The sequence below is a fragment of the Streptomyces sp. Y7 genome, assembly GCF_043195415.1.
Lineage (GTDB): Bacteria > Actinomycetota > Actinomycetes > Streptomycetales > Streptomycetaceae > Streptomyces.
The window spans coordinates 60,531-73,263 of sequence record NZ_JBIDDQ010000018.1; the positions used below are offsets into that span (position 1 = coordinate 60,531).

The following is a 12,733-nucleotide window of genomic DNA, read 5'->3' on the forward strand; positions in this document are numbered from 1 at the left end:
TCGGGTTGTGTGCGGGGGTGCACGAAGCGGGGGGCCGATCAACGGCGGCGGGACGTCACCACGGGGGCCGGTAGCCGGTGGTGATCTTCTCCCCGGTACGGCGCCACTTGGGCTCCTTGTCCACCGTCTTGCCGGTGACCTGCCGCAGCTTGCGGACCACGGCGCCGTAGACGGAGCTGCCCGAGACGGACAGCTTGGCGCCGGGGGGTTCGTCCATGAACGGCATGAACTTGTCGGGGAAGCCCGGCATGGTGCAGGCGATGCAGATGCCGCCGACGTTCGGGCAGCCGCCGACGCCGTTCATCCAGCCGCGCTTGGGCACGTTGCACTTGACCACCGGGCCCCAGCAGCCGATCTTGACCAGGCACTTCGGCGAGTCGTACGACTCCGCGAACTCGCCCTGCTCGTAGTAGCCCGCCCGGTCGCAGCCCTCGTGCACGGTGGCCCCGAACAGCCAGGTGGGACGCAGCTTGTCGTCCAGCGGGATCATCGGGGCGGCGCCGGTCGCCTGGTAGAGCAGGTAGGTCAGCGTCTCGGCGAAGTTGTCGGGCTGGATCGGGCAGCCGGGGACACAGACGATCGGGATGCCGGCCTGCGACTTCCAGTCCCAGCCGAGGTAGTCCGGGACCCCCATGGCACCGGTCGGGTTGCCGGCCATCGCGTGGATGCCGCCGTACGTGGCACAGGTGCCGATGGCGACCACGGCCAGGGCCTTCGGGGCGAGCCGGTCGATCCACTCGCTGGTGGTGATCGGCTGGCCGGTCTCGGGGTTGTCGCCGAAGCCGCACCAGTAGCCCTCGGGCTTGATCGCCTCGTTGGGGATCGACCCCTCGACGACCAGCACGAACGGGTCGATCTCGCCGCGCTCGCCCTTGAAGAACCACTCGATGAAGGTGTCGGCGCCGCCGACCGGGCCGCACTCGAAGTCGATGAGCGGCCAGTGCACCTGGATCTTCGGCAGCCCCGGCAGCACGCCGAGGACGATCTCCTCGATGCTCGGCTGCATGGCCGCCGTCAGTGCGACCGAGTCGCCGTCGCAGCTCAGGCCGGCGTTGATCCACAGGACATGGATCGTGGGTGTCTCGTCGGCGGGTGCACCGGTGGTGTCCGCAGCGCCGACCGTCTCCGGCGTCGCCTCAGTCATGGGACCGCCTCCATGGGAGGTAAGTGATGAAGGCCCGCATTTCGGGTCATCGGATTCTTGGTATCAGCGGTTCGGCCGGGGTGAAACACACCGTGGGCCATTCGTGTGACAGCGGCTGCCCGGGTGGCGGGACCGCTTCACGCGAGCGGGGGCGGAGAGAGGTGCGGCGGGGTGCACCGGGGCCGGTGCTTGTGGACGAAGGCGCGGCGCAGCGCGTGGTACGGGGCGTCCGGGTCGTCGAAGGTCCGTCGCATGCGGGCCAGCTCCCGTTCCCGGAAGGCGGCGATGGGGGTGGTGGCCTCGCGCCGTTCCAGCTCCGCCTTCTTCGCGGCGATCCGCGAGGCCGTCGCCGGGAGCGCCGCGAGGCGGGCGGCGAGGGCGCCGGTCTCCCGGGCGAAGTCACCGGGGCCGCAGTCGATCAGCCGGTCGGCGAGTCCGAGGCGCAGGGCGCTCGCCGCGCTCACGGGCAGCGCCTCGCGCATGAGTCGCTCGGCCGGGGCCGGCCCCACCCTGCGGGGCAGGGTGTACGTCCAGTACTCCGAGCCGTACAGGCCCATCAGGCGGTAGTGCGGGTTGAGGACGGTGCCGTAGCGGCACCAGACCTCGTCGGCGGCCAGGGCCAGCATCGCCCCGCCCGCGGCGGCGTTGCCCGCGACGGCCGCGATCACGAGCCGGTCGGTGGTGGTCAGGACCGCCTCGACGAGGTCGTCGATGGCGTTGATGTTGGCCCAGGACTCGGCGGCGGGGTCGGCGGCGGCCTCGATGACGCCGAGGTGGATCCCGTTGGAGAAGAAGTCCCGTTCCCCGCCGAGCACCAGTACCGAGGTGGGGCGGGCGCACGCCTCGCGGTAGGCGTCCAGGAGGCGCCGGCACTGCTCGGTGCTCATGGCACCGCCGGGGAAGGAGAAGGTCAGGAACCCGGCGCCGCCGTCCTCCCGGTAGCGGATGTCCGTCCAGGTGGGCTCGCTCGCGTCGGGCAGCACGGGCGGCGCGTGCTCCGGCAGGGGCGGCAGCCGGTCGCCCAGGGCCCGCACGGCGGGGAGCTTGAAGGTCGGCGGCTGCCCGGGCAGGCGGCGGGGCCGCAGTTCGGGGATCCACACGGCGCCGTCGGTGGTGGCCCGGCAGATCGCTCCGGCGCGGGTGGCGAGCAGCTCGCCGGGACGGCCGCGCAGGGCGCTCTCGGGGTGCCCGCCGTGCAGGTACCACTCACCGCCGAGCAGCACGTCCAGCACACCGGGCTGCGAGTCCGCAGCCCGCAGCTTGCGCACGACGGCCTCGGTGGAGTCGGCGGCCCAGTCGATCCGCCGGACCCTCTGGTCGAGGTACGGCCGGACCCGCACGGACGCGCCCGCCAGGCCCGCCTCGTCCTGCGCGGCGGGGACGTGGACGCCCCCGGCGTAGCGCTCCACGGCCAGGAGTACGGCGGTGAGCGCGGCGTCGGCGACCTCGCCCCGGTACAGGTCACTCTTGGCGACCGGAGGCACCCGGCACGGCACCGTCGCCCACACGTCGCCCGCGTCCATCTCGGCGGCGGCCTGCAGGACCGTGACACCCCAGCGTTCGGCGCCCTCGTGGATGGCCCAGTCCAGGGAGGACGGCCCGCGGTCGCCGAGCGGCCCGGGGTGGACGATCAGGCAGGTGTACGCCGCCCACACGTCCTCGGGGATCGCCGTCCTCAGCATCGGTGCCACGACGAGCTGCGGGGCGTGACGCCGTACGGCATCCGTGAGGGAACGGTCCGGCAGGGCGAGTTCCACCGCCACCTGGTGGCCGCGGTCGCGCAGCTCGGCGTGGACGCGCTGGGTGAGGCTGTTGAACGCGCTGGCGACGAGCAGGATCTGCACGGCTGCCTCCGGGCGGACGACCGGCGGCCGGGGGTGACCACCGACCGCGATCCTCCGTCACCCGGGCCCGTGGTCCGCGGTGACAGACGGTGGGGTCATCCGAATGACAGACGATGGGGTCGTCCGAACGCGCGGGGCAGGGCGCCGGGCGGCCGCACCGGGCGCGGCCCGTGCGGAGCGGGTACCTACGGTTTCGCGTCTGCGGTCTCACCTGGTGCGCGGCCTGTGCGGAGCGGGTACCTACGGTTTCGCGTCTGCGGTCTCACCTGGTGCGCGGCCTGTGCGGAGCTGGTACCTACGGTTTCGCGTCTGCGGTCTCACCTGGTGCGCGGCCCGTGCGGAGCTGGTACCTACGGTTTCGCGTCTGCGGTCTCACCAGGCGCGGGTCATGCGCTGCCAGAGGGAGCGCGTCGCGCCGAAGCCGGTCTCGTGGGTCCAGATGTGGGTGCACGACCGGCACTGGAGGTGCAGCAGGCTTCCGGTGTTGGAGAGCAGGTAGCGCCAGTGCCGCGAGCAGGTGCGCTGCTGTTCGCAGTCGCCGCAGCCGCGGCGGTCGTCGCAGTTCGGGCAGGCGACCCAGGCCCGGCGTCCGGCGTCGGCCTGCGGGTCACGCGGCAGCATGCCCGCCTCCTCGCGGCGGGAGCACGCCGGCCGCGACCAGCTCGTCGTAGACACGCTGCTGGTCCGCGTCGAGGCCGGAGTACAGGAGCTCGTACGCCTCCTCCTCGCCGCGCAGCGCGGCGCCGGGGTCCCAGTCGGAGCCGAGGGCGTCCAGGACGTGGGCCCGGCGGAGCATCTCGTGCGCGCTCAGGTCGACGGAGAACTCGACGGATTCGGGGCCATAGGAGGACATGCGACCGAACGTAGGTAAGCCTTCCCCGCCCGGGCAAGGGCGGGTGGGAGAAGTCACAGCAGGTCAGAGCCGACTGTATCGCCGTGCTCACTGCCCGACGTCGGCGTTTTCACCGGGCTCTCCTCTTGACAACCCACAGCCACGAACGGCAATCTTCCATTAAGCAGAAACGAACTTCCGCAATACGGAATCTCGACACGGAAGGGAGCGCCGACCCCCATGGGATTCGCAGAGCAGCGCTTCAACGTCAACCTGTCGATCCTCTTCACGGAACTCCCGCTCCTGGAGCGCCCCGCGGCCGCCGCCGCGGCGGGCTTCACCGCGGTCGAGCTGTGGTGGCCCTGGGTCGACTCCCCCACCCCCGAGCGCGCCGAGCTCGACGCCCTGAAGAAGGCGATCGAGGAGGCGGGCGTCCAGCTCACCGGCCTGAACTTCTACGCCGGCCGGCTGCCCGGCCCCGACCGCGGCGCCCTGTCGGTGCCGGGCGAGGAGTCGGAGAGGTTCCGCGCCAACATCGACGTGGCGGCCGACTTCGCGGCCTCGCTCGGCTGCACGGCGCTCAACGCCCTCTACGGCAACCGCGTCGAGGGGGTGGACCCGGCCGAGCAGGACGCGCTCGCGCTGGAGAACCTCGTCCTCGCGGCCCGGGCCGCCGACCGGATCGGCGCGATCCTGCTGATCGAGGCCCTGAACCAGCCCGAGTCGCCGCTGTACCCGCTGGTCAGCGCGCCGGCCGCGGTGAGCGTCGTGGACCGGGTCAACGAGGCCACCGGGCTCGGCAACGCCCGCTTCCTCATGGACCTCTACCACCTGTCCATGAACGGCGAGGACCTCCCGGCGGTGATCGAGGAGTACGCGGCGAAGACCGGCCACGTCCAGATCGCCGACAACCCGGGCCGTGGCGCCCCGGGCACGGGGACGCTCCCCCTCGAAGAGCTCCTCGACCAGCTGCACAAGGCGGGCTACGACGGCTGGGTCGGCCTCGAGTACAAGCCGGGCGACCGCCCGAGCGCCGAGGCCTTCGACTGGCTGCCCCGCTGACCTCACCACCGAAAGGCACCCCATCATGAGCAACCTCCCCAAGATCGCCTGGATAGGCCTCGGCATCATGGGCTCCCCCATGTCCGAGAACCTGATCAAGGCGGGTTACCAGGTCACCGGCTTCACCCTGGAGCAGGACAAGCTGGACCGCCTGGCCGCGGCCGGCGGCACCGCCGCCGCCTCGATCGCCGAGGCGGTGCGCGAAGCCGACGTCGTCATCACCATGGTCCCGGCCTCCCCGCAGGTCGAGGCCATCGCCTACGGCCCCGACGGCATCCTGGAGAACGCGAGGTCCGGCGCGCTGCTGATCGACATGTCCTCGATCACCCCGCAGACCTCGGTCGACCTGGCGAAGGCCGCCAAGGACAAGGGCATCCGCGTACTGGACGCCCCCGTGTCCGGCGGCGAGGCCGGCGCCATCGAGGCCGTGCTCTCCATCATGGTCGGCGGTGAGCAGGCCGACTTCGACGAGGCCAAGCCGCTCCTGGACGCGCTCGGCAAGACCATCGTGCTGTGCGGTCCGCACGGCTCGGGCCAGACCGTGAAGGCGGCCAACCAGCTGATCGTCGCCGTGAACATCCAGGCGTGCGCCGAGGCCGTGGTCTTCCTGGAGAAGTCCGGTGTGGACCTCCAGGCGGCCCTGGACGTGCTCAACGGCGGCCTGGCCGGCTCGACCGTGCTGACGCGGAAGAAGGACAACTTCCTCAGCCGCGACTTCAAGCCGGGCTTCCGGATCGACCTGCACCACAAGGACATGGGCATCGTCACGGACGCCGCCCGCAACGTCGGCGCCGCCCTGCCGGTGGGCGCCGTGGTCGCCCAACTGGTCGCGTCCCTGCGCGCGCAGGGCGACGGCGGCCTGGACCACTCGGCCCTGCTGCGGGCCGTGGAGCGCCTGTCGGGCGCCCAGGTCTGAGCCGGCCTCTCCCCAGACTTCCGGGCCGCGGTGCCGCTGACACCTGTCCTGTCGCGCCCAGGCGTCACCGCGGCCCGGAATCCTCTTCAACAAACCGTTGATTTGATTCAACAAACTGTTGACGCTCAGATCACCCCACTTCTAGGCTCCACAAAGCGGAAACAGGTTTCCGCTGACACCCGCACGGAAGGTCCCCGATGTCGAAGCGCGTGCTCACGACCGAGGCCGGCGCCCCGGTCGCCGACAACCAGAACTCAGCCTCCGCCGGCGTCGGCGGCCCGCTCCTCCTCCAGGACCAGCACCTGCTGGAGAAGCTGGCGCGCTTCAACCGCGAGCGCATCCCGGAGCGCGTGGTGCACGCCCGGGGCTCCGGCGCCTACGGTCACTTCGAGGTGACCGACGACGTCACCGGCTTCACCCACGCCGACTTCCTGAGCGAGGTGGGCAAGCGGACCGAGGTCTTCCTGCGCTTCTCGACGGTGGCCGACAGCCTCGGCGGCGCGGACGCGGTCCGCGACCCGCGCGGTTTCGCGGTCAAGTTCTATACGGCCGAGGGCAATTACGACCTGGTCGGTAACAACACCCCGGTGTTCTTCATCAAGGACCCGATCAAGTTCCCCGACTTCATCCACTCGCAGAAGCGCGACCCGTTCACCGGCAAGCAGGAGCCGGACAACGTCTGGGACTTCTGGGCGCACGCCCCCGAGGCCACGCACCAGGTGACCTGGCTGATGGGCGACCGCGGCATCCCGGCGTCGTACCGCCACATGAACGGCTACGGCTCGCACACCTACCAGTGGACGAACGCCGACGGCGAGGCGTTCTTCGTCAAGTACCACTTCAAGACCAACCAGGGCATCCGCTCCCTGAGCGGTGAGCAGGCCGCCGAGCTCGCGGGCAAGGACCCCAACTCGCACCAGACGGACCTGCTCCAGGCCATCGAGCGGGGCGTGCACCCGTCGTGGACCCTGTACGTCCAGCTGATGCCGGCGGCCGAGGCGGCCGACTACCGCTTCAACCCGTTCGACCTGACCAAGGTCTGGCCGCACAAGGACTACCCGCTCCAGCGCGTGGGCCGGCTGGTGCTCGACCGCAACCCGGACAACGTCTTCGCGGAGGTCGAGCAGGCCGCGTTCTCCCCGAACAACTTCGTGCCCGGCATCGGTCCCTCCCCCGACAAGATGCTCCAGGGCCGCCTCTTCGCCTACGCGGACGCCCACCGCTACCGCCTGGGCGTCAACCACACCCAGCTCGCGGTGAACGCCCCGAGGGCGACGGCCGCGCGGAACTACGGCTGTGACGGTCTCATGGCGACCAACTCCCAGGGCCGCGGGGCGAAGAACTACGAGCCGAACTCCTACGACGGCCCGGTGGAGACCGGCCGCCCCCTGTCGGCGCCGCTGGCGCTGACCGGCTGGACCGGCACCCACGAGGCCCCGCTGCACACCAAGGACGACGCCTTCTTCCAGGCCGGCGAGCTGTACCGCCTGATGTCCGCCGAGGAGAAGTCCCGTCTGATCGCGAACATCGCCGGCGGCCTGTCCCAGGTCTCCCGCGACGACGTGATCGAGAAGAACCTGGCCCACTTCCACGCCGCCGACCCCGAGTACGGCAAGCGCGTGGAGGAGGCGGTCCGCGCCCTGCGCGAGGACTGAACTCCCTGACTGCGTCCGTCTCCTGACGGGAGGTCATGAGACGGACGCATCGCCCGCGCACGACACCGAGCGACCCGGATGAGGGGTGGTCGCCGGCGTCGGGCGCGGGCAACGTGAGGACCGCGGCGGCGTGCGAGCCAGTGCGGTGGTGAAGGTCCGGACTCCTTCTTCGACCAGAGGGAAGGAGCCCCGGTTCCGTCGCTGCCGCCGCGGTCCCGAGCCCCCCGACCCCGTCCGGCGGCGCGAACGTCCTGTCGCGCCCAGCCTCGCACCGTCGGACGGCCACAACCGAATACGCCTCACCGGCGAAGAGCGCCGGGTACGGACGGTCCCGTACCCGGCGCTCTTCGGCGTGCGCGGGAGCGGCTTCCGCAGGAGGCTGAAGGCATGGCACATCCAACGGAGCATCCGCACGTCGTGGTGCACCCTCCGGCGCTGGACGGCTCCCGGCGGGTCACCGAAGGCGACGAGACGCTGGGCATCGCCACGCACGTGGACGACGTGAGCGAGATCCTGCGGCTCGCCGACCTGTATGTCACGGACATCTCGGAGAGCGACTTCATCGACTGGCAGGGCGGCGGCCCGGACGACTGGCCGGGGCTGTCGGAGCACCACGAGGGGGCATAGCAGGCCCACGCAAACCTCAAATCAAGCTCTGAATCTTGTTCAAGGGGCTTCAACCACCGTCGTACGCGGGCACATTCTCCTCAACACGGTGCCCGCCGGCACGGGGGCGGCGGGCACCGACGGGGGAGCACGGAAAAGGGGCGGTCCAGCCTTTCGGCTGGACCGCCCCTTCTGCGAGCGGACGCGTCAGACCTTCAGCGTCCTGATCGACGTCGGCGCGTGGCCGGGCTCCGTCGCGATCTCCTCGAACTCGACGACATTGCTGATGTCGTTGGTCGTGGACATGGAGATGTTGGTGATGCGCTCGAGGATCGCCTCGACCACGACCGGGACCCGGTACTCCTGCGCGAGCTTCTTGGCCTGCTCCAGGGCCGCGCCCAGCTCGGCCGGGTCGGTCACCCGGATCGCCTTGCAGCCGAGGCCCTCGGCGACCTTGACGTGGTCGACGCCGTACACGCCCAGCTCGGGCGAGTTGATGTTCTCGAACTCCAGGTTGACCTGGAAGTCGATCTCGAACGCCCGCTGCGCCTGACGGATCAGACCCAGGTACGAGTTGTTCACCAGGACGTGGACGTACGGGATCCGGTGCTGCGCGCCGACCGCCAGCTCCTCGATCATGAACTGGAAGTCGTAGTCGCCGGACAGCGCGACGACCTGCGCCTCCGGGTCGGCCTTGGCGACACCCAGCGCGGCCGGGATGGTCCAGCCGAGGGGGCCCGCCTGGCCGCAGTTGATCCAGTGCCGCGGCTTGAAGACGTGCAGCATCTGGGCGCCGGCGATCTGCGAGAGGCCGATGGTGGAGACGTACCGGGTCTCCGGGCCGAAGGCCTTGTTCATCTCCTCGTAGACGCGCTGCGGCTTGATCGGGACGTCGTCGAAGTGCGTACGGCGCTGGAGCGTGGCCTTCTTCTCCTGCGCGGACGCGGCCCAGTCGGAGCGGTCCGGCAGCTTGCCGGCGGCCTTCAACTCCTTGGCCACCTCGACGAACAGCTCCAGGGCGGCCTTCGCGTCGGACGCGATGCCGTAGTCCGGGGCGAAGATCTTGCCGATCTGGGTGGGCTCGATGTCGACGTGGACGAACTTCCGCCCGGCGGTGTAGACGTCGAGCTTGCCGGTGTGGCGGTTGGCCCAGCGGTTGCCGATGCCGAGGACGAAGTCGGACTCCAGGAAGGTCGCGTTGCCGTAGCGGTGCGAGGTCTGCAGGCCCACCATGCCGGCGTTCAGCTCGTGGTCGTCGGGGAGCAGGCCCCAGCCCATCAGGGTCGGGACGACCGGCGTACCGGTCAGCTCGGCGAACTCGACGAGGAGTTCGGCGGCGTCGGCGTTGATGACACCGCCACCCGCGACGATCAGCGGCCGCTCGGAAGCGTTCAGCAGCCCGATCGCCTTCTCGACCTGCGCGCGGGTCGCGGCCGGCTTGTAGACGGGGAGGGGCTCGTAGGTCTCCGGGTCGAACTCGATCTCGGTGAGCTGGACGTCGATCGGCAGGTCGATGAGGACCGGGCCGGGGCGGCCGGAGCGCATCAGGTGGAACGCCTGCTGGAAGACGCCGGGGACCTGCGCGGCCTCCAGGACGGTCACCGCCATCTTGGTGACCGGCTTGGCGATCGAGGCGATGTCGACCGCCTGGAAGTCCTCTTTGTGGATCACGGCGGTCGGAGCCTGACCGGTGATGCACAGGATCGGGATGGAGTCGCCGATCGCGGAGTACAGGCCGGTGATCATGTCGGTGCCGGCCGGACCGGAGGTGCCGATGCAGACGCCGATGTTGCCCGGGTGGGTGCGGGTGTAGCCCTCCGCCATGTGCGAGGCGCCCTCCACATGGCGGGCGAGGGTGTGGTTGATGCCGCCGGAAGCCTTGAGCGCCGCGTAGAAGGGGTTGATCGCCGCGCCCGGCACGCCGAACGCGTTGCTGACGCCCTCGCGCTTGAGGATCTCGACTGCCGCTCGGGCAGCGGTCATACGTGCCATTGAGTACTCCTGCTTCGGCCGTCGGATTCGCACTCCCGTCGCGCCCCGCGGTGAGCAATTCCGTGACGATGTCGGTCCCGCAGGTGGCCACCGAAGGGCGATCCCCCTCGATTTCCACATTGCGGAAACTCTTTTCTGCTATCTGGAAGCAATGTAGGCGGGCGGGTGAAGACCGTCAAGAGGGGGACAACCGGGCGCCGCCTGGAGGACGATGGGTCCGCTGTCCCGATGCGAGGTCGTCCTGGAGAGGGTCATGTCCGAGAGCGTGTCGGTGCGCTGCCCGGCCTGCCGGCGCGAGCATCTGTACGCGGCACCCGCCTATCCCTGTGCGTGCGGGGCCCCCGTCGTGCCGCCGCTGGACCCGGCCGGCACGGCGACGGCCGTGACCCATCGCGCCTGGGACGACGAGTGGATCAGCGTCCGCTGCGCGGTGTGCGGCCGCGAGGGCGAGTGGCCCCGTCCGGAGCTCGGCTGCTCCTGCGGAACCCTGCTGCGGGTGCCGGTGGCGCGGGTGAGCGCGCAGGAGGAGGAAGAAGGGGCGGAACCGCAGGCGGAGCCCACCGCGCGCCGCGCGTTCCAGCCCATCACGATCCGGACCGCCCGTGACGCGGTCACCGCGGCCGCCGTGTATCTGCGCTGGCTCGGCTACCGGGACATCCGCCGCGCCGACCAGCGGCCCACGTCCGGGATCGGCATCGCCGCGCACGGTCTGCTCGCCCAGGTCGACCCGACGGTACGGCCGGCCTCCCTGCGGGACGTGGAGTGCCTGTGGCTGACGGCCATGACGGAGTCGGCCGCCTGCGTCTACTTCTCCCTGTCCGGATACGCCCCCGACGCCCGCGCCCGCGCCGACACTCTCGGCGTCCCCCTGTTCGTCCTGGACCTCACGGGCACGCCCCAGCCGGTCAACACACTCGCCGACGAACTGGACTCCACGGGCGCCCGCTGACCGGTTCGCAGCCCGAGGAAGCGGTGCGAGGAACCGCGCGACCGGCCACGACGGCCCCGCAGCCGCTCGACGGCGCCGACCCCGGCGCGCGGTTCCCCGAGCCCGTCAGGGCGTCGCCGGACCGTCCGCGAACCGCTCCCGCAGTTCCACCTTGCGCACCTTGCCCGACACCGTCATCGGGAAGGTGTCGAGGATCTGCAGCCGGCTCGGGATCTTGTAGTGCGCGAGCTGTCCCTCGCAGAAGGCCCGCAGTTCCCCCAGGGTCAGCGGGGCGGCCGCGTCGCGCGGGATGACGCACGCGAGGACCTCCTCGCCGTAGCGCTCGTGCGGCACCCCGACCACCTGCACGTCCGCGATCCCGGGGTGGGCGTGGAGGAACTCCTCGATCTCGCGCGGGTAGATGTTCTCGCCGCCCCGGATGATCATGTCCTTGATGCGGCCGACGATCTCGACGTAGCCGTCCTCCCGCATCGTCGCGAGGTCGCCGGTGTGCATCCAGCGCCCGGCGTCGACGGCCTCGGCGGTCTTCTCGGGCTCGTTCCAGTAGCCGAGCATCACGCTGTAGCCGCGGGTGCACAGCTCGCCCGCGGTGCCGCGCGGCTGGGTCACCCCGGTCGCCGGGTCGACGACCTTCACCTCGATGTGCGGCAGCACCCGGCCGACGGTGCCGGTGCGGTGCTCCAGGTCGTCGTCCATGCGGGTCTGCAGCGAGACCGGGGACGTCTCGGTCATGCCGTAGCAGATGGAGACCTCCGCCATGTGCATCTCGGCGACCACCCGCTTCATGACCTCCACCGGGCAGGGCGAGCCCGCCATGATGCCGGTGCGCAGGGTGGAGAGGTCGTAGGAGGCGAAGTCGGGGAGGTTGAGCTCCGCGATGAACATCGTCGGGACGCCGTACAGCGAGGTGCAGCGCTCCTGCTGGACGGCCTCCAGCGTGGCCTTCGGGTCGAAGGAGGGCGCGGGGATCACCATGCAGGCGCCGTGCGAGGTGGCGGCGAGGTTGCCCATCACCATGCCGAAGCAGTGGTAGAAGGGCACCGGGATGCACACCCGGTCCTGCTCGCTGTAGGCGATCAGCTCCCCCACGAAGTACCCGTTGTTGAGGATGTTGTGGTGGGACAGCGTGGCTCCCTTGGGGAAGCCCGTCGTGCCCGAGGTGTACTGGATGTTGATGGGGTCGTCGCAGGACAGTTCCTCGAACGTGGTGGGCGTCCCGCGCTCGATCAGCGCCCGCCAGCTCGGGTCCCCGATGTACACGGTCTCCCGCAGCTGCGGGCACTTGCCGCGCACCTGCTCGACCATCGCCCGGTAGTCGCTGGTCCGGTGGCTGAGGGAGGCGACCAGCAGGGAGATCCCGGCCTGGTTGAGGACGTACTCGACCTCGTGGGTGCGGTAGGCCGGGTTGATGTTCACCATGATCGCGCCGATGCGGGCCGTGGCGTACTGGACCAGGACCCACTCGGGGCAGTTGACCGCCCAGATCCCCACCCGGTCGCCCTTGGCGATCCCGCTCGCGAGCAGCCCGTACGCCAGCTCGTCGACATCGGCGGAGAACTGGGCGTAGGTCCAGCGCCGCCCGGACGGCACGTCGACCAGCGCCTCCCGGTCCGGCCAGGCCGCGACCGCGCGGTCCAGGTTGGCCCCGATGGTGTCCCCGACCAGGACCGTCGGGCTGGTCCCGTGCGTGTACGACGACTCGGAAGACACGGACGACACAGACGACTCGGTGC

11 protein-coding genes are annotated in these 12,733 nt (G+C 70.7%); 5 read left to right on the forward strand and 6 right to left on the reverse strand.

All coding sequences use genetic code 11. From position 1 onward, the window contains the following. Positions 1 to 55: 55 nt before the first annotated feature. From ACGFW6_RS32155 to ACGFW6_RS32170, 4 genes are all read right to left on the reverse strand, one after another. Complete coding sequence (locus ACGFW6_RS32155) at positions 56 to 1,144, reverse strand: hydrogenase expression protein HypE (RefSeq protein ID WP_393517763.1); 1,089 nt, start codon at positions 1,142 to 1,144, stop codon at positions 56 to 58. A gap of 137 nt (positions 1,145 to 1,281) precedes the next feature. Next, the gene (locus tag ACGFW6_RS32160; RefSeq protein ID WP_393517766.1) at positions 1,282 to 2,988 is read right to left on the reverse strand and encodes an enoyl-CoA hydratase-related protein; all 1,707 of its coding nucleotides are present in this window, start codon (positions 2,986 to 2,988) and stop codon (positions 1,282 to 1,284) included. Between the two features lie 372 nt (positions 2,989 to 3,360). After that, positions 3,361 to 3,609, reverse strand: coding sequence for a hypothetical protein (locus tag ACGFW6_RS32165; protein ID WP_393517769.1), 249 nt, complete (start codon positions 3,607 to 3,609; stop codon positions 3,361 to 3,363). After that, on the reverse strand, positions 3,596 to 3,841 hold the full coding sequence (locus ACGFW6_RS32170; protein WP_393517772.1) for a DUF6400 family protein: 246 nt from the start codon (positions 3,839 to 3,841) through the stop codon (positions 3,596 to 3,598). Before ACGFW6_RS32170 ends, ACGFW6_RS32165 begins: the two co-directional genes overlap by 14 nt. 219 nt (positions 3,842 to 4,060) lie before the next feature. On the opposite strand from ACGFW6_RS32170, the gene ACGFW6_RS32175 reads away from it, so the two are divergent. The 4 genes from ACGFW6_RS32175 (at position 4,061) to ACGFW6_RS32190 (ending at position 8,080) form a co-directional block, all read left to right on the forward strand. After that, on the forward strand, positions 4,061 to 4,882 hold the full coding sequence (locus tag ACGFW6_RS32175) for a TIM barrel protein (protein WP_393517775.1): 822 nt from the start codon (positions 4,061 to 4,063) through the stop codon (positions 4,880 to 4,882). A 25-nt stretch (positions 4,883 to 4,907) separates the two neighbouring features. Beyond that, entirely contained in the window at positions 4,908 to 5,798 is an 891-nt protein-coding gene (locus tag ACGFW6_RS32180) for a 2-hydroxy-3-oxopropionate reductase (RefSeq protein WP_393517778.1), read from the forward strand. A 197-nt stretch (positions 5,799 to 5,995) separates the two neighbouring features. Next, positions 5,996 to 7,453 carry a catalase gene (locus ACGFW6_RS32185; RefSeq protein WP_393517781.1) on the forward strand — a complete coding sequence of 486 codons (1,458 nt, stop codon included), beginning with the start codon at positions 5,996 to 5,998 and terminating at the stop codon, positions 7,451 to 7,453. A 387-nt stretch (positions 7,454 to 7,840) separates the two neighbouring features. Then, the gene (locus tag ACGFW6_RS32190; protein WP_393517784.1) at positions 7,841 to 8,080 is read left to right on the forward strand and encodes a hypothetical protein; all 240 of its coding nucleotides are present in this window, start codon (positions 7,841 to 7,843) and stop codon (positions 8,078 to 8,080) included. 186 nt (positions 8,081 to 8,266) lie between these two features. Here ACGFW6_RS32190 and gcl read toward each other — a convergent pair whose 3' ends face one another. Beyond that, positions 8,267 to 10,051, reverse strand: a complete 1,785-nt coding sequence (gcl, locus tag ACGFW6_RS32195; protein WP_393517787.1) for a glyoxylate carboligase — start codon at positions 10,049 to 10,051, stop codon at positions 8,267 to 8,269. A gap of 253 nt (positions 10,052 to 10,304) precedes the next feature. Here gcl and ACGFW6_RS32200 point away from each other — a divergent pair, with 253 nt between their 5' ends. Next, on the forward strand, positions 10,305 to 11,000 hold the full coding sequence (locus ACGFW6_RS32200; RefSeq protein WP_393517790.1) for a hypothetical protein: 696 nt from the start codon (positions 10,305 to 10,307) through the stop codon (positions 10,998 to 11,000). 105 nt (positions 11,001 to 11,105) lie between these two features. Here the strand turns inward: ACGFW6_RS32200 and ACGFW6_RS32205 are convergent, their stop codons facing one another. Continuing rightward, positions 11,106 to 12,710, reverse strand: a complete 1,605-nt coding sequence (locus tag ACGFW6_RS32205) for an AMP-binding protein (protein ID WP_393518001.1) — start codon at positions 12,708 to 12,710, stop codon at positions 11,106 to 11,108. Positions 12,711 to 12,733: the final 23 nt, after the last annotated feature.